Source organism: Enterobacter sp. BNK-8 (genome assembly GCF_048685095.1).
GTDB lineage: Bacteria > Pseudomonadota > Gammaproteobacteria > Enterobacterales > Enterobacteriaceae > Enterobacter > Enterobacter quasiroggenkampii.
Window position 1 is genome coordinate 34,465 of sequence record NZ_JBLQTN010000002.1, and the last position, 17,232, is coordinate 51,696.

Annotated in this window: 12 protein-coding genes; all 12 read right to left on the bottom strand. The window is 55.3% G+C overall.

Features of this window, described 5'->3' with window-relative positions; translation table 11 throughout:
- Window positions 1-58: 58 nt before the first annotated feature.
- The 12 genes from ACMGGU_RS23460 to ACMGGU_RS23515 all read right to left on the bottom strand — a co-directional run bounded on the left by ACMGGU_RS23460 (window position 59) and on the right by ACMGGU_RS23515 (window position 17,207).
- On the bottom strand, window positions 59-841 hold the full coding sequence (locus ACMGGU_RS23460; protein ID WP_208557561.1) for a DsbA family protein: 783 nt from the start codon (window positions 839-841) through the stop codon (window positions 59-61).
- A 28-nt stretch (window positions 842-869) separates the two neighbouring features.
- Complete coding sequence (gene traI / locus ACMGGU_RS23465) at window positions 870-6,293, bottom strand: conjugative transfer relaxase/helicase TraI (protein ID WP_208557560.1); 5,424 nt, start codon at window positions 6,291-6,293, stop codon at window positions 870-872.
- Window positions 6,290-8,857, bottom strand: a complete 2,568-nt coding sequence (gene traD / locus ACMGGU_RS23470) for a type IV conjugative transfer system coupling protein TraD (protein WP_420301011.1) — start codon at window positions 8,855-8,857, stop codon at window positions 6,290-6,292. Before traD ends, traI begins: the two co-directional genes overlap by 4 nt.
- A 115-nt stretch (window positions 8,858-8,972) precedes the next feature.
- Window positions 8,973-9,284, bottom strand: coding sequence for a hypothetical protein (locus ACMGGU_RS23475; protein ID WP_420301012.1), 312 nt, complete (start codon window positions 9,282-9,284; stop codon window positions 8,973-8,975).
- 190 nt (window positions 9,285-9,474) lie between these two features.
- Complete coding sequence (traT, locus tag ACMGGU_RS23480; RefSeq protein ID WP_032641144.1) at window positions 9,475-10,206, bottom strand: conjugal transfer complement resistance protein TraT; 732 nt, start codon at window positions 10,204-10,206, stop codon at window positions 9,475-9,477.
- A 149-nt stretch (window positions 10,207-10,355) separates the two neighbouring features.
- Window positions 10,356-11,045: a hypothetical protein gene (locus tag ACMGGU_RS23485; RefSeq protein ID WP_208557648.1), complete on the bottom strand. Its 690-nt coding sequence runs from the start codon at window positions 11,043-11,045 to the stop codon at window positions 10,356-10,358.
- Window position 11,046: 1 nt separating this feature from the next.
- Window positions 11,047-14,337, bottom strand: coding sequence for a conjugal transfer mating-pair stabilization protein TraG (traG, locus tag ACMGGU_RS23490; RefSeq protein WP_420301013.1), 3,291 nt, complete (start codon window positions 14,335-14,337; stop codon window positions 11,047-11,049).
- Window positions 14,337-15,701, bottom strand: a complete 1,365-nt coding sequence (traH, locus tag ACMGGU_RS23495) for a conjugal transfer pilus assembly protein TraH (RefSeq protein WP_208557646.1) — start codon at window positions 15,699-15,701, stop codon at window positions 14,337-14,339. Before traH ends, traG begins: the two co-directional genes overlap by 1 nt.
- Window positions 15,694-16,110 (bottom strand): hypothetical protein, encoded by a 417-nt coding sequence (locus tag ACMGGU_RS23500; RefSeq protein ID WP_110915513.1) that lies wholly within the window; start codon window positions 16,108-16,110, stop codon window positions 15,694-15,696. Before ACMGGU_RS23500 ends, traH begins: the two co-directional genes overlap by 8 nt.
- On the bottom strand, window positions 16,107-16,370 hold the full coding sequence (locus tag ACMGGU_RS23505) for a hypothetical protein (protein ID WP_208557645.1): 264 nt from the start codon (window positions 16,368-16,370) through the stop codon (window positions 16,107-16,109). Before ACMGGU_RS23505 ends, ACMGGU_RS23500 begins: the two co-directional genes overlap by 4 nt.
- A gap of 17 nt (window positions 16,371-16,387) precedes the next feature.
- Entirely contained in the window at window positions 16,388-16,999 is a 612-nt protein-coding gene (gene trbB, locus ACMGGU_RS23510; RefSeq protein ID WP_208557644.1) for an F-type conjugal transfer protein TrbB, read from the bottom strand.
- A complete protein-coding gene (locus ACMGGU_RS23515) occupies window positions 16,989-17,207 on the bottom strand; it encodes a hypothetical protein (RefSeq protein WP_110915516.1) in 219 nt (72 codons plus the stop codon). Before ACMGGU_RS23515 ends, trbB begins: the two co-directional genes overlap by 11 nt.
- Between the last annotated feature and the right edge of the window lie 25 nt (window positions 17,208-17,232).

The following is a 17,232-nucleotide window of genomic DNA, read 5'->3' on the forward strand; positions in this document are numbered from 1 at the left end:
CTGCGCTCAACACGGCATCACGAAGCCATTCCGCTGAAAATCCGAGTGAGGGTCATTGTCACCGGGAGGCTTTTCTTATCGCGGCCTGTAGTCTGTCAGCGGTAACGGCTTCCGGGAAAACCGTGATGGTGTCGGGAGTCGCCCCGCTAACGGGCATGACGATGATCCCCGGCGTTCCGGTGAGTCCCAGCGCCTCTGCCTGGTTACTGTTTTTCTCAAGGGACGCGGTATGGTCGCCAGGAGCCGGGGCGGCCAGTCCCGCCTTTGACGCTGCCCCGTGAATATCCTGCGCCGTCAGTTTGCCTTCATTATGGCCGGTGGCGTAGATGGCATTGTGATAGGTGATATAAGCCTGCGGCCCTTTCTGTTGCCAGACCGTCAGCCCCTGCTGCGCTGCCTGAAGTGAAGCTTCCCAGCGACCACCAAATATTGGCCACTCCTTAAAGAGGTAGCGGACGTCCGGCTGCGCTTTCATGACCTTCTCCAGCTCCGGCGCGAAGCGGCTGCAGAACACGCACTGGTAATCAAAGAATTCAATCACCGCGACCTTTGCATTATCAGGCCCGTAAACCGGGGTGTCCGGATCATGCAGAAGGTTCGCCTGATTCTCCATCACGCTGAGTGCAAACATCTTCTGCTTACGTGCTTCCTGCTGTTCCTGCAGCTTACGACTGACCGTCACCAGTATCTCCGGGTGCGACACCAGGTAGTCAGCAGCGATTTCGCCGATACGTGCCTCCTGCTCCGGGCTGAATACCGGCTGAGGGGCCGAAGCGTGTGCCGTTGAAATTAAGCCAATGTATGTTGTAACTATTAATGCGGCTAACTTGTTTGCTTTCATTGCCTGATTCTCTTGGTTTAAAAGGGGATTAGCGTTCTTTCTGAATGGTACGGGTAAGGGTCTGTTCTTCACGCTCCGGCATGCGGCCGCGCTCAGTATTTTCTGCCGCCCTGAGCATGTCGCGTTCCGCGTTTGCCAGATCTGCAATCACACGTGATGCCCGCGACAGTTCACCGGCGGTCTTGTCAGCACCTTCCAGCTCGTTTCTGACGTCTGCAGCGGCTTTTATTTCCTGTCCATCGGTGTTTTCCTCACCTCTGACCCTGGCGATCACATCCGCATCCGGGTTGAGTGGTTCCGGTTTACGCGGGTTAATGTCTTCCGGTTTCAGTCTGATCACCTCTTCCTGTGGAACTTCCGCCAGCAACGACTCCGGCTGCCTGCTACGTCCGGCTTCTTCATTGCGAACCTGGTCTGCCAGCATTTGCTCGCGCAGCTGCTGTACGTTCTGTTCGTCCGTCAGCGTGGAGACAATACCCGGTGACACATCCTGTTTTGTCCCACCGCTTACCTTAAGCAGCCATGCTGAAGGCGGTTCATCACCGGTCTGCCAGACCACGCCGTCCTTAGGATGATTTCGTACTGCATCGAGTGCAGCCGTCAGGTCGCTGGCCACAATCGTGTTTCCGGACTGACTCCGCTGCAGCACGGCGCCACGGGCACGCTCTGTCATGACCATCCGGGTCTCACCCTGCGTCATCCGTCCTTCCGGGCTGGCAACCAGGGAAACCAGGGCCAGGCCCGCACTCCTGCCATTGTTGTCATACACCGGCAGCGCCAGCGCCGGTTCAGGAAAGCGCCGGGTGGCCGGGATGATTTTTGCCGTCAGTGACGCATCCTGCATGCCCTGATGGCGCACCCAGGCGCGACCGATGGCCGTTTTATTCACCGGCTGCCCCATTGCCCAGATGGCTTTCGCCTGTTTGCGCTGCGTTTCTGGCGCCAGCGCATCGTGCGCAGTTTTGATATCACGCTCCGGCGTTTTTACCGCCTTAACCCAGTCCGCTTTCCCGTCGGTGTATATCTGGACGTGCTCTTTCACGCGTGAGGCTGAAATATAGAAGGCACGACGGGTAGCCAGTGCCTTACGCCCGTCTTTCGTGCCCTCAAGCGCAATGACATAATCACTGCTGGCCCCCTGTGCACCGTACCCGGTGACAGCCCAGCCGTAGTCGATATGCTGCTGCGCCCGGACATTCTCCGGATTGATGGTGACGTGACCGTTTTCCCCCTTCAGACGGATATTCCCCGACTCGCTTATCGACTCCACCGTATAGCGCTGGTTGGCCATCTGACCCTGTTCGCGATCGGTCGCCGTGAACTTAAGCAGATCGCCGGTGCGAACCTCAATCTTGCTGCGGCGAAACAGCTGCACGTCACCGGTGATCAGCTCCTTCGGTGAAACCAGACCAATCTTCCCCTCCTCATCTCGTACTGCCACCGTTCTGCCGTTAAGGTCAACGGCCACCACATCCTGGTAGCGGTCACCGCGTTTAACCACCATTCCCGGCTCCCAGGCCTCTGTTTTATTGAACGCATGGCGGGTATGGGTGATTTTATCGAGCACAGGCACCTTAATGGCCTTCTCCCCCAGTTCTCCCCGCTCAGCCAGCGTGGCATGAATGCCGGCATTTATCGCCTTACGGTCGGCGTTCAGCTGCGCAATGATGAGCGTGCGGGACCGTGCCTCTGGTGTCCGGCCCGTCCAGTCAGCAACGATATCGATAACTGGCATCTCCGTTTCCTGAATGGCACTCCCGGGGAGCCTGGCTGAATCGCTACGCGCCACACGGTCAGCCGGCTGGTTTTCTATCCGCTGCAGGGCAGCATCGATCCGGTTATCAATGATGTCGTGAACGGCACCGCGCAGCTGCAGATCTTTCTGGCGGACGATTTGCTTCATGATGGCCACATCCATCGGGCTGCGCTCCTGCATCAGCTTAAACGGCGCGCCCACGTCGACCGCTTCAAACTGATCGATATCCCCAATCGAGACCGCGCGACCGCCGCCGCTGGCAATGGCCTGGAACAGTGCCGCCGTATCCTGGTTGCCTGCCATTGAGGACTCATCGATAAGAAAAACCTGTCCTTTATAGTCAGGTTTCCCGCCTGCGGCCGTCACCTGGTCATGCTCAACGACAAAAGATTTGATGGTCTGCGCCCGGACACCGACGTCGCTCATTTCTTTCACCGCCTGGTGCGTAGGAGCAAGCCCCGTCATCACCGGACGAACATCCGCCGGCAGGGTCTCCAGTGCAGATATCACCGCCTTCAGCTGCGTGGTTTTCCCCACGCCGGCATAGCCCTGAATCCCGATAAACTGATCTGTGGTACCCAGCACCAGGGTGGTCGCCTTTTTCTGGCCATCGGTGAGTCCGTTCAGCACTGCCTCCGGTACCTGTTCCAGCAACGGCTGCTGCGTACCTTTTCCTTCGTCCACCACGCGCAGAATGGCTTTCTCCATCTCCCAGGTGGACCGGGACACCAGTACCGGCTCTCCCCCTGCGGATACGGACAACAGCTCGCCATTTTTAATCATCGCGCCAATTTCATTCCCGATGGCCTCGAGGTCGGGATGATATTTCTGCGCTTCCGCCGCCAGCTTAAGCTCGTTGATCACCACGGTGCGCTGGTCGTTAATGGCACGCCACACGGCCAGGCCCGCGTCCGTCCGGACGCGGTCATGCAGTGAATCAACCGCCTGACTGACGTCCTGGTGACCGCTCAGGTTTCTGACCAGCTGCACAGGAGAGGCATTGGTCTTCATGCGCTGCAGCCGGGCTTCAGCCCGGTCCTGCACTTCGGCGGTGAACACTTCCGCCCGGTGGCCACTCTGTGCCAGCGAGTTCATGGTCTGGGTCGATATGTCGCGGCTGTTGAGCGCGGCCAGTACCACGCCGGTGTCATTATCCCGTCCGCCCGGCGCGGTCACGTAAGCATGTGACAGATAGAGCGGCTGGTCTTTTGGCAGCGTCAGGGTGTCTTCCCCCCGTTTCACCTCAATCCCCTTTTCACTTATCCCGGTCACCTCAAGACGATCTTTGGCCTTCAGGCTGTGCTCGCGGTCGCCCGCCACGGAAAGCAGTTTTTCGCCGGTGGCCACGCTGAGGGTTTCACGGCTGAAGAGACGCCAGTCAGCGCTGATATCACCGATTTTCATCCGGGTCAGCACGCCATCCCCGTCGATGAGCGAGAGGACTCGCGTGTCCTCATGCACCCGGTCAATTACATAGGACTTACGCTCTTTTGCGTCCGTGCGATCTTCAAGCACCATGCCGGGACGGTACGAACCTGACATGCGACGGGTTTTGCTGTCGAGCCACACAGGCTGCCGGGCCTCTATCTCCACGCCATCGCGGCCCAGCTGCCCTGCGTTCTGCAACGCCTCACGTACCAGGCCCGTCAGCTGTGCCTGTTCACGTTTGCCGACCACGACCGCGGTGACGTTATCAGTTCCTCCGCTCAGCTCTGCAAACCGGTTGGCCAGCGCCTCGTAACGGTCGCGTTTGTTCGGAATACTGACCACTTCGGCTTCCAGCCCGGGTGCCGGCTCAGTGCGGCGGGAGCGGGCAACCCCCGCGGACTCCAGTACGGACATGGCATTACCGTTCGCCTGACGCCCGGCACTGTCGAGAAAGACCAGCTGTGCGTCCTGCGCGCGCGCTTCGCCCAGCAGAACCAGCGTCTCCTTTAGCCCCAGACGCTCTGCCCCTTCGATAATCAGCGTGCTCTGGGGTTTAAGGTGGAAATCACCGCTCAGAACATGCTGCCGGCTGATAATCCGTTCACGAAAATCGTCGGATTTTGCCAGCGAAATGGCGCGCTCGGCAGAGCTGGCCAGCACCTGCACGTCACGACCGTTCGCGCCGGCAATACCGGCCAGCTGCGCGGTCAGGTCACGGATGCCCGCCACGCCTGACGGGGCATTCATCAGAACCAGGGCGTCCTTCTCCACAACTTCAAGCGCCGCCGGCGCGTACTGCGCCGGGCGGGTGAAACTGACGACTTTTGTGGATTTGAGATGCTCCTGACTCAGCGCCTGGATTGAGAGTTCATCCAGCAGGTGAATACGGGAGGTGAAAACCCCTTTTTCACTGTCCAGCGGCACAATCATGCCGTCCTTCAGCGCTGCATCGATGGCCACACGAATATCCTTAATCTCCGGCAGCCGTTCACTCAGCTCAGCGGTGGTCATCATCAGCTCGCCAAAGGTGAAGCGCGTTTTACTGTCGCTGAGCTGCGAGATGGCCAGCCGGACAGCCTCAGTCAGTTCCGGGCGGGGTATTTCAGTGTCCAGCTGCGCTGCAGGAAAGCTCCTGGTCGCCGGCGTCTTTTCGGGACCGGTCTGTGCCGGCTGACTCAGCGTGTCAGTCTGTTGTGGTACTGGCTGACGGGAGAGGCTCTCCCGTTCTGCGGGTTGAGCAGGTGTATCGACGCTCTTTTCTGCCCTGGACGACGTCTGCAAAGAAGCCTGTTCAGGCACGGCGGGAACCGCTTTAGCCTGGTGATCTCGTTCCGGCTGAGGCGCGGTCTCACGAAGACCTGCATCACGCGGCACCACGCTTTCCTGATACGCCTTCAGGTCAAATCCTTTCTCCTTCATCTGTCCCAGCCAGCGTTCCATCAGGCGCATCCTCGAAGGGTCGACTTTCGCCCTGCGGGTGTCTTTGGCAGCCACATCCCGGCTGCGCAGCGTGGCTTCAGCCCCCACGGCCCCCTGAATTTCCCGGCCCCGTGAGGAATACTCGTCCCTGACTTCTTCCGGAACGCCCTTGATTTCCCACATGCCATGCTTGCCTACTTCTTCCACTTCATGACCGAGCGCTTCAACCCGCTCGCGCAGCGCGCTGCGATAGATTTTGCCGAGCGTGACCTGATGCTTCATGACGGTTTCGATAAAGCCGGCGTTATGGATATAGTCCGTGGCCAGGGCTTTCCATTTGCCCGCATACTCCGTCATGTTGGCAATCAGGAGATGGGTGTGCAGCTGAGGATCAAGATTGCGCGAGGTATCATGCGTATAGGCGGCCGCCACCATCTTGCCGGTGTGTACGATGGACGTAACGCCGTCTTTCGTGTCGCGGGCCGAGATGAGCTTCTCCACATAGCCAGCCGCCACGCGGACGGCATGGTTATGTGCTTCCACCATTTCTTTATCGTTGCCGATGAGCGCCAGAATAGACACGCTCTTGGGAGCTGAAAAGGTCAGGTCATGGCCCGGGCGGTGGACGTGCTGTCCGTTAATCTCCTTGCCAAGCCGTGAGCCGTCCGGCAGACGGCCCTCAAGAACGGCCGTCAGATCATCGCCACGGACGTTGCCCTCCAGACCCAGCTCTTTTGCCCCCTCTCCCATCCAGAGGCTCTGCAGGCTGCCCAGAAAATAGTAGTTATCGGAATTGCTGTAGTAGCCTGCAGCCTCGCCGGCTGACGCTACTGGGGCGACTGACATCATAGGTCATGCTCTCTGTCGTAATAGTGATGGTCGTTTTCGTCGTAACCCGGATCGTCCGCGTGACGGTGAATTAAAATGTTCTCTTCTTCCTTCGCCAGCTGCCGGCTCGTCCGGTGTGCTTCATCCGGGGTCTGCGGTGTCACTGACTTCCCAGCCGTCGTCAGACTCAGGCCGCCGTCTGGCAGTGCTGTCACCTTCATATCCAGGTTCATTGATTCGCCCGCATTCTCGCTGGTCTGACCTTCTTCTCCGCCTGAGGTCGCTCCGGTATTGAGCCGCCGTTTCAGCATCCCCAGCGCGCCGGCTGCAGCAGGCTCGCTGGGAGCATCCAGCTGGGTTCTGCTGCGGATTTTTTGCAGTGCTGCAGGTATTTCCGGTTTGAGGGGCGCAGTCTCTTTTTGACGAGTTACTGCAAGAGGAGAAGACCGAAGTGAAACGACGTTGTCTTTTTTGTCTTCGGTGACAGGGTCTGTCACCGTGCTGTAATGTTCAGTTACGACTTGCGTAACCACAGGCTCTGTTGGCGATGTGACGGGCTCCCTGGCTGGTACTGGCTTCCGTTCAGGTGCAGCGCTGCGCGAAGGTTTATTTTCTTCCGACGGAGTACGCGCCACTTTTTCGACGGCCGGTGTTGCCGGCGAGCCGGATACCCCTGCAGAAGAAACCGGAGCCGTACCCTCAGCTGCAGATGATGTCTCGCTCCCCTTCTCCAGCACTTCATCACCGGTTGGGAACGTCAGACCGGCAGCTGCCGCTGCGCGCTCGTTCTCCTGAATAACCCTCTCAAGCTCCGGACTGAGCGCATCACGGATATTGCGCTCAATAAGGCCAGCATGACGTTTTTTGAATGGACGATATTTCAGCTTCAGGCGGACGACCGGATACTCACCCGGGAGTCGCACGTAGAAGTTGAGGTTTGGCAGACGCATGATCTGCTCGTAGTCGACAATCGGGTTATTCACCTCGTCCTTGCCAAGGGACACACCGTCACGCACCTGGTCCAGACCGTAGCTGTTCTGCTCACGGATTTTGCGCTTACGCTGGTTGCCCAGCTCCTTTTGCACCACTTCGGCCATCTCGGCGCTCGGCGAACGGCCGTACATACGGGTGTTCATCAGGTCAAAGATGCTTCTGGCAAGCTCGCGGCCGTAAACGTGAACCAGCTGCGCCATGTTCTGCATGCCCAGAACAAAACACCCGCCGAATTTACGCGCTTCCGCCAGCGTTTCAGCCAGTTCCGGGATGCGCTGAAGGCTCGGGGCTTCATCAAGAATGAACCACACGCGGCGCTCGCTGTTTTCACCCATGCTCTGCAGTAACAATGTGGCCAGTGACACCCAGAGTGAAATCAGTGGTCGCACACTCTTGCGGTGTCGGGCCTGAGTGGAAATAAACAGCCAGCTGTTGTCATAACGCTCCTGCGTCATCCACTCCCGAATGGTGAAAGGTGGTTTGGTGCCGTCATCCAGCCCCTGAAGAAACCGCAGCGCTTTGGCGTAGTTGGTCACCACCGAGCGAATGGAGATTGCTGTTTTCTCGATCTTCTCCTCAACCAGGTTGGCTGAAGGCGTATTGACCAGATATTCACGTAAACTTTTCATGCTGAGTGACAGCAGGGTTTTGAGAAACTTCTCTATACTCCTGTCCGGGTCAACCGACATACGTATCGCGAGGTCAGCGCAGATGGTCCGTGAACTTGAAACCCAGAATGGATCGGACTCCCCTTCCACCGGAATGAGGCTGGCGGCCAGGTTGTCATAATCGACTGCATCAATACACTCACCCCACATCTGCCAGTTGGCACAGCGTTCGTCGTGGGCATTCAGGATGAAATCGGTGGACGGGTTGTAATGGGTTTCGGTAAAGGTACAGCCGGAGTCGTAGATGATGGCCCGATCACCACGTTTGCGTATGTAGTCCAGGAGCCAGCGGATGATGGTTGATTTACCCACGTTAATGGTGCCATGCATGAGGAAGTTCATTACCTCAGCCCGTTTAACCATGTGTAAATCAGCCACCCGCAGATCGGACAATTCACCGTTTTTACGTAGCAGCTTATTCACTTCAGCAGGTTTATCGGTCAGCTGCATACCGGAAATATATTCGTCTTCACTTTCCTTACGACCGATATTGGCGATAAACCATGTCACGGCGATAAACACCACCATACTGAACAACCCACTGGCGCCGGCCGCCCATTGCAGCTCAGTCAGGCACTGGTCACCCATAGCCTGCATGTACGGGTCCGCATAGATCTGCGGCAGGGTCATTTTGAGCACCATCATCGTCGCCGTTGGCGCATACCAGTAGTGGACGTCGTAAATTTTTGGCGTCCCCGTTGCCGGCATCAGATCGATAAAACTGCTGTTGATACTGGCGAACCACCACAGGGAGCCGTTATCAAGGGCTTCCTGTGGAATTCGCCAGAGAAAAATGGCGGTAGTCAGCACGGCGAACAGGATGAAGATCCAGAATCCTATCCAGTTGTTCACCTGAATGAACATGCGCCAGCGGTAGGCGGTCATCTGCCCGCCCTGGGTTAGGTTTTTTCCTGCGAAGCTCATAGAGTGTTGTCCGGCCGTTATCGCATCACCTGTTTGGTGATGTGTGTTATCAGGGGAGAAACGTTGAAAAGGGTGATGAATTACGTGATAGCGCGAGTGGGAAAACGTCGGGTTATTACATCAGACTCAGTTCATATCTGGCCTGCTGACATCCGTCCTCCCAGTCCTGTGCATTAATGTATTCAGCCATAGAACGGACTGAGGAGGCCACATCCTTATAAACCGCTGAATGCCACTCCTGGGGCTCCAGACCATATAGAGTGAATTCATAGCCAGCCCAGCCAGCAATGATGGTCATTCCCTGCCCCTCAGGAAGTGAACCAAATACATTCATAAAAGCCCTCGCTACCATCAGCTCGCTTTCCAGATGGATAAGCGACCAGAATTCAGCTGAGTAATCTGCATGTTCATATATCTGATGCATCATGATGGACGAACTCCTTTGAAATTAAGGACGCAACGCTCGCCGCAGACAGGGCTGCGCCAGGCGCAGTTATGCGAGGAAGCGTAATTACTGGTAACTGACAGAAAGCACTGACGCACCCTGCCCGGAATGAACACGGTTAAAAATAAGCTGTGAGGGAGAACGGCTGCGACGATCGCCGCAGCCGCGGGTATTACATGATGCCGGCGATGGACTTGGCCAGCTGCGCTTCCAGGACAGGTTTTGCCTCTTCAAACTTGAGGTTCACCTTGTTGGCGTTGGATACCACACGAGTCTGGTATTTAGCACGGTTGCCCTGCTCCGTGCTGGTCTGCAGCTTAATACCTGACGTGCCCTGTTTCAGGGCGGCGATATTGTCGGTAGTGACGGCTGCTTTGCTACGCTCGGAGATTTGCAGATCGGTCACCATCGTGTAGTTAACGTCTTCGACCATTGCATCAGCAGCCATACCAATCAGCCCGGTGGCCAGCCCTACACCCAGCGTTGCGCCAGCAGACGACGAGTTATACGCCGTAATACCCGCGCCCAGTGCCGCACCCATTGCCGCACCTTCATACCCGGTCTTGAGGAAGCCCTGGGCATCACGTAGATCCATTTTCTCGGCTTTCAGCACGTTTGCCTGAATCCAGTAGTAGGCCGTGTCCGGAGAGCTGGAGACGCGGTAACCTTTCGCGGCCAGTTCATTTGTAATCTGTGCCTGCAGACCAGACATATCCTTGTCAGAGGTATTACGGATCTGCAAATAAACAGTCTTCTCTGATGATGGCTCCAGCCAGATGGTTTCACTCATCTGGGTTTTGACATCGAGGTTACGTTTCTTCACCGCTGTGGACATGGCACCACAACCAGACAGAGCGAGAGTAGACGCGATCAGACCAACAACGGCTAATTGTTTTAATTTCATGAATTCATCCTGTGCATAGAAAAACGTCCCCGTTAGCGAGATATAGCTAACAGAGACGTTATCGGCTGATTTGAAAGGGAATTTAGGTTAAATAGATGGCTTACTTAGATTACGATAAAAATTAAGGGGGCCAATGCCCCCCCTTACTCTCAGTATCCCCGGTTAGGGTCATACGTATTTGAAGGTTCGTTGAAGTTTGTTCCCCAACTGTTTCCGTGTATATCCAGGCCAGAGATGCCACCAACCATTGGCATTCCTGATGCAGGGTTCACCGTTATTCCATTACTGAACGAATCGTTGAAGGAAGTATTTAAAGGAACAGGGGTTATACCGGCATCCTGGATACTCATTTGGCTGCCTGAAAAGCTGATAATTTTGTTGTCACTAGCGCTAAGGCGTTGAGCCTCATTATCTGGTAACACATGAGCTATCCCGTTCCGGATAACGTATATCCGCCCATTATCTTCATCCTTAAGAAGGGTATTATCCTTGTAAGTAATAGGCCGCAATACTGCTCCCACTAGGATAAAAGCTATTAACGAGTGAACAGCTATGCCTGCTATTAAAGCACTTTCTGTATCATTGCCTACATACACCATCAGGAAGGTTAGCAAGACTGCAAGCACCCCGTTACTCAGTAAAGTTGCTTTTAAACCCATCCCTCTTTGGCTGCTTCGTAACTTCCAAAAACAGAGCAGATAGATAGCGCTGGGGATAATTGATAAGAGCATGCTCTTAGCCATAAATGGCACGTCAAAAAGTACCTGCATGCTTAAAGAATAAGCTGCATAAATGCCGATTGGAATGAAACAACAATAAGCACTTACTTTTTTGTTCATTTTACCCTCCAGTTTTCTTCCTTAATTCTGCTACTCTCTGTTGCAGTTCATCTGGTTGGAGATCATTAAACGGATTGAGTTTACTTGATTGATCCAGTTCAGCTTCGGCACGACCAAGCTTGAATCGCCCTTGACCGATTAAGTTTTCTCCTTTCAGGATATCACTGGATGCCTGAACAGTGGATTGTTTTTTATCAATTTCTCCAGCAGATTCGTTGATTTTATGCTCATTTTCAGATCTTTGTTCCGCCACTCTGCGCTGTAATTCATTCTGGGGACCAAAACCCTGAGTAGAATGTTCATGCAACTTAGCCTGATTTTCTTTGTAGGACTCCTGCATAGCATCACCACGTACTTTTTCGCCGCCAACATTAATTCCTGAACGGCTATGAGTAACTTCACTCTCCTGGCCATACGTGTTTCCTTTCTCCCTAATGGCTCCTGAATGATGGAACTCCGGGTGCGATTCTGCAATGTGACCGGTCCTTTCATCTGCAGTAGTGCGTCCACCGGCATCAACCATCCCTGCCGACGAGGTGATATTACCCGAACTGCTTCTCTGTCCGGCTGCTTGCCCCTGATGAACAGTTGAATGCTCAATACCCGGCGAAACAGAATCGTTTGTTCTGGCAGAATAATTCCCACCCTGCTGGCCTCCATATTCAGCGACCTGGGTCGTTCCGTAAGGCTGGGTACTGCTAACACCTCCCGAGCTACGAGTACCGCCATCCTGAGAGCTGTAACTGACTCCAGCATCATGACCAGATGAACCTGATACCTGCTGACTGCCACGCGCTGGCTGAACAATATGCTCACCACTGAATGCTGCATGCTCCTGGCCGCTGGTGAGATCTGAACGACCCTGCTGATAATCCCCCATAATTTCAGGTTTGAGACGTTCATTTACGAATTCCATCGCTGCTTCTCGCGCCGACGGCGCACTTGTCAGCATGGACTGAGCCTTATCACCGTATTTATTCGCCGCCCAGTCCACAAACTCCTGCGTATAGTTCGTATCGAGGCTTGCGCTCTGATTCTGCGCAACGGTGGCCATACGACTGAATTCATTACTCTGCGTCGAACTGGTGGTGTACTGATGGTACTGGCTTTCAGCATCATTAAGCGTTGCTGCCAGCTGCTGAACATTACTGCTTGCAGCATTTTCGGAATGATTCGCACCATCGGTGATACGGCTGCTTTTAACCATATCCATACCCTGGCGGAAGTCATTAACTGCCTGGCTGTTCTGATCATGCCGCATATCCTGCGAATGGGAATCTGAATTCTGGATTCCTCTTGAGCTGCCCGTCGAATGCCGCAAATCGCCTGAAATACTTCCTTCAGCACCTAACTTAACAACGCCCAGATTAAGCCCCCCTCCGGCCGTTCCTTTAATGCCTGCAGACACAGACCCCTGATTACTAATATCCATCAGTTTGTTATAGGCTTCCTGCGTCGAGATATTGTTTGCTTTCGCATAACTTTCAGCGGCAGACAACATCATGCCAGCACCGCGTGTTGCATTAGTGGCCTGGCTGTTTTCACTGCCTTTGATCAGGCTGTCGCTGGTACCGGTCTGATTAGAAAGCTGAGAGAGCTGTGACCAGCCACTGGTAACGCTGTGGTTGTAGCCATCGAGTGCAGTCTGCGCCTGTACCTGCGACTGACGGGCGGACTCCTGGAATCCACTGCTGGCCAGCTGACTGAGCTTCATGTTCACCGGCAGGTTCGACATTGCACCCGAGCCGTCGATAACCGTATGGCCACCGGCCGTCTGAGTCTGCGTGGAGCCGTTATCTGCCTGCCACGTTTGCTGACCCTGACGCTGCATCAGGTTGGTATCCATCTTGTTCTGGCTGACATTGTCCATCGACATGTTGTTAAACGACCAGTTTCCGTCCGCTGTGGTCGCGGCCACACCTGCTGACGTGAAGGCGCCCGAGCTGAGTACACTCCCTGCCACCTGAGAGCCCATCGCCGCAGCACCTTTGGTCAGATAGAACGACAGCACCGGAATGGAAAGGGACAAATACCCTGCCAGATTCGCCACGTCCGAATGCTGCAGCGCAACCACATCCTTGTTGGCCAGCACCAGGGGCGTGCCCCCGGACTGGCTCTGCAGCCAGTAGTTGGCGGCATAGTTAAGAATGGCGAACATCACCGGCCACATCTGGAAATAGATAAACCCGGAAACGTATATTTTCAGGGTGTTCAGGCCAAACATAGTGTGATTTGACGCGGCCAGCGCAATCATCAGCGGGAACAGGCACACCAGGATAAGCATCAGCAGAGACTGTGCAAACGGCAGCGTGCGGGTCGCCAGCTCGTTACCTGCAGCCCAGGCAAGACGCTGTTTTGTTGCAGCGTTCTCGGTGGCCAGATTAAGCAGGTTAGCCGTGTCTGATGATCGAGCGGCAAAGCCCTTGATCCCTTGCCGTACTGCACTGTTCGTGATGTTGTTCTTCATGATCTGCGCAGCAGTCATACCACCGGCATAGAAGAACCCATAACTGTCCCCCATTGAGTTGGCCAGAAGCGACGCACCATTCAGCTTGTTGCCAAAGACCTTTCTCGTCAGCCAGGTGAACGTCGCACTGCCCGGGTTAACGTCAGTATTGGCAAGCTTCTGGATCTCCGTTGCGGCCTGCTGGCAGGTCAGGAACTGACGCGAGGTGGAGGTCATCTTAAAGATTCCCCGCAGCGGGCTTGGGTTACTGGTTATCAACGTCAGCGGGTCAGTAGAATTGAGCAGCTGATTAATGGTGTATTTTCCATTCAGAAGAATGTCGCCGATCACACAGTTTTCCACGTAGTCCGGCAGCATCTGCGCCAGCTCCGGATTTTGCGTCGTGAAGTCACTGGTTTCCGCCACAATCTGCGAGCCAAAAAGCATCCCGGTTTTGCTGTAGGTCACTGAGTCGGGTCTGGCCATCAGCATGTCGTAAACCGACGCCATCTTGTACCCGATACTGGTCGTAAGAGACGCGATAGCCGCCAGGCCAACCGGTACGTTATCAGTGACCCAGACCGCCCCCGGGTCAGAGAGGTCAATGACCTGCACTGAGCGTTTCGGTACCAGCAGGATGGATGTCAGGATCATGAAGACCGCCAGCCACTGGACGAAAACCATCGGGTTACGTTGTTTGATGAAGGTAAGCAGTACGGCCAGCACCCCAAAGGTGCTGGCAATACGCAGTAAAGTGTGGAAAGTATTCTGACCGACAAGGGTGACTACGGCGTCCAGCGCCGTTTTCCACATTCCCCCGCCATAAATGGTGTATATCTCAAGCATCAGCGATCACCCCAGTGATAGTTGCTTTGATAGGAGCCTGAAACAATGGTGGACACCTGCTGCTGCAGGTACTGCATGTTGCGGTCGATGCCGTCCAGCGCGTTCTGGTCTGCCGCAGACTGCAGCTTCATGTCGGCCAGCAGTCCCTGCGCATGAATAATGTTGTCGCGTAGTTTTGCGGCAGCTTCTTCAGGGAAGTTCTTGCCAGCCAGAGACAGGCTTGCCTGTTTCACCAGCTCCTGGAGGTACTGAATCATCAGGTCCTGTGCGATGAAGTCAGCTACCTGTATCAGATATGTTGCACTCTGCCCCATGCTCTGGGCGTTAGTCAGGTACTTCAGTACCGGCACAGAGGTGGTGTTCACAAAGCCTTTTTCCTGATCGGTCAGCGCAGTATCGTCGACCAGCTTGTTCTGCATCGAAAGCATCAGGTTTTTAACCAGCGTGACCAGAGCGTTGGACTCGGAAATCGTCAGGTTGGTCACGACAGGTCCCAGACAGAGATCGGATTCGTCACATCCGTAGACCTTCGCCGTTCCGCCGCGCATCAGGACTTTAATCAGGTCGCGGTTATCAACCAGTGGCGTCAGAATCGTCACATCGCCATTCTTGTTGAAAATGATGGAGCCAACGGTACTCATGACCAGCTCCTTCAGCGCGCGGTCGTTGCCGAGAAGACCATTCTTACTGAGGGTGTCCCAGATAAGGTTTTTGTTCTTCAGCACCTGATCCTTCTCATCATCCCCGGCCTTAGCCGTGACTTTGTCGCCTTGTCCTCCGACGGTACAGCCCTGCCTGGATGCCGCCCAGTCGGAGAACATGTTGGTTTCACCGGCGATGTCCTGGCAGATTTTCTGCTGCGAGACCTGCGTCACTGGCCACAGCCCACCGATAATGCCCTGAGCGGCCTGGCACGAACTCATGTTCATGGAGTTAACATCACTGGCCAGCTTCTGCAGGAAGTCTTTAGCCTGCTTCAGCTCCGGTACCATCGTCTGCAGGGCCAGGTCGAATGCATAGCCGGCGGCGTTGCTCATGATTTGTTTCACGAATCGCTGGATTTCCTCGCCGCTGATCATACTGAACGACCCGAGATAGGCGTCGATACCGCCGCAGCCTGCGTTCAGGGAAGGCAGCTGCATCGAGATCAGCTGGACGTTTTTGACGGGATTTCGCAGGTAAACCGAGCCACCAGTAAAGTAACCGGCCGCCTGTCCCTGCCAGGCCTGCGCCTGAGTTACGTTGCCGCTGTAGCCCAGATTATTGAAGAAACCGTTCAGATCGCCGTTGACGTCCGCCTGAGCAGGCAGAGCAGCCAGGCCTGAGAAGAACACGACCCCTGCCGTAATAAGCGCCTTAATCATTTGGCACCTCCACAGCTTGCGTATTCTTGCCTGCCGGGCTGTCAGCACGGTTAATTTTGCGGCAAAGATATCTGGCCAGACAGAGCCAGCCGCAGACGAGTAAATTCAACGCAATGAGCGCGATAATCGCGGCCAAAACACCCCACAACAGGTACTGCGGATAGTGGATGAGAAGCGAGAGCGTAAACTGTTCGGGGCGGTGAACGGTGCCTGAATTTACCATCGTATTAAGCGTTGCGTCGGCGTACTTCACATATACTCTTTCGACTACGGCAGTAAAAATTAAGGCATAAAACAGTTTCAGGGTTAACAAATCCGTCCATTTTCGGGTTTCCGTATCCTCACTACTGTCTTTCAGTATCCCGATAGCCTGGGCTCGGATAAACGTCTTCAGTCTGATGTGCCTCATGCAATCTCCTCCCGGGGTTTCCTGGCCAGGGTCTGCCGGCAGGCGTACAGCCCGGTAACAGTGAAAAAGAATCCGATGCTCAACGAGATGAGCAGAAGCACCGGGAAGTCCTGCAGACAGGCTGTCAGTTCAGGGCGATCCATGACGCTGACCACCCGGTGGGCCAGCACCCCATAGAACGCTGCGGACACAAGCAGCGTTACGCTGAATAACAGCCACACGCGCTCGGTACGCGATAACGCATACGTATTTGTCGTCATTTTGTAGTCCGTTTGTATTACTGAGGGGTGACCTGCGCGCTTGCCGGCATTGGCGGCAGCATCTTCGGATCGACGTTATCCATGTCTGCCTGAATCAGGCTGGCCATTCGGCTCTCAAGTGCGGGGATGTCCATCACGCCCTGGGTGAGTGGATAGGCTTTCAGGGTGTTGACGTTGACCATAAAGGCCGTCGGTGTCGCAATCGGCAAACCGTTTCCGAAGAAGGTGACAATCTCGTCTGCGATGGGAGAGTTAGGGTCAGTCTTACGCGGGACCATCGGGGTCGGATAAGATACGTCCCCGCCCCCGTCAAGGGTGTACGGGTACACCCTGATGGCATGCTCATCGGCCCAGCCCTTCAGCAGCGGGTCAAACTTAGCGCTGTACTGGCAGTGCGCCTGCATAAAGAGCACCACGGCATAATCTTTCATGTTAGCCCGACGTCCGTCCGGCAGCGCCATCAGGCTGGCTGGCGCGGGTACGGGAACGGTGGAAGCGATTATGGCTGCAGCGTCTGCAGATGGCGCCGTTTTTGTTGCTTCAAGCGCCATTAATTCCTCACGTGCACCGGCATTAGCCAGCAGGGGCAGGGATAACAGGAGCGCAGTGAGTCCGGTTTTAACGTTCATGATCGGCTTCCTTATGCGCCTGACCTCTTTCGTAACGGAACCAGCGATACACGGCATACACCACCATCCCTGCCGCACCGGCCCACATACCATTGCAAAGCCATAAGAGCCCCTGCTGTGTATGTTCCACGGACCAGGTCATCAGCTCGCTCAGTACGCGTGCCATCGTGCCCCAGAAAATCAGTCCTGCGAGAATAGCGGGTTTCATTCGTGTGTCTCCTTGCTCTGCCGTA

Bases quoted from the DNA above. Each gene is read 5' to 3' on its own strand.
- ACMGGU_RS23460 (WP_208557561.1), bottom strand. From the start codon at position 841: ATGAAAGCAAACAAGTTAGCCGCATTAATAGTTACAACATACATTGGC.
- traI (WP_208557560.1), bottom strand. From the start codon at position 6,293: ATGATGTCAGTCGCCCCAGTAGCGTCAGCCGGCGAGGCTGCAGGCTAC.
- traD (WP_420301011.1), bottom strand. From the start codon at position 8,857: ATGAGCTTCGCAGGAAAAAACCTAACCCAGGGCGGGCAGATGACCGCC.
- ACMGGU_RS23475 (WP_420301012.1), bottom strand. From the start codon at position 9,284: ATGATGCATCAGATATATGAACATGCAGATTACTCAGCTGAATTCTGG.
- traT (WP_032641144.1), bottom strand. From the start codon at position 10,206: ATGAAATTAAAACAATTAGCCGTTGTTGGTCTGATCGCGTCTACTCTC.
- ACMGGU_RS23485 (WP_208557648.1), bottom strand. From the start codon at position 11,045: ATGAACAAAAAAGTAAGTGCTTATTGTTGTTTCATTCCAATCGGCATT.
- traG (WP_420301013.1), bottom strand. From the start codon at position 14,337: ATGCTTGAGATATACACCATTTATGGCGGGGGAATGTGGAAAACGGCG.
- traH (WP_208557646.1), bottom strand. From the start codon at position 15,701: ATGATTAAGGCGCTTATTACGGCAGGGGTCGTGTTCTTCTCAGGCCTG.
- ACMGGU_RS23500 (WP_110915513.1), bottom strand. From the start codon at position 16,110: ATGAGGCACATCAGACTGAAGACGTTTATCCGAGCCCAGGCTATCGGG.
- ACMGGU_RS23505 (WP_208557645.1), bottom strand. From the start codon at position 16,370: ATGACGACAAATACGTATGCGTTATCGCGTACCGAGCGCGTGTGGCTG.
- trbB (WP_208557644.1), bottom strand. From the start codon at position 16,999: ATGAACGTTAAAACCGGACTCACTGCGCTCCTGTTATCCCTGCCCCTG.
- ACMGGU_RS23515 (WP_110915516.1), bottom strand. From the start codon at position 17,207: ATGAAACCCGCTATTCTCGCAGGACTGATTTTCTGGGGCACGATGGCA.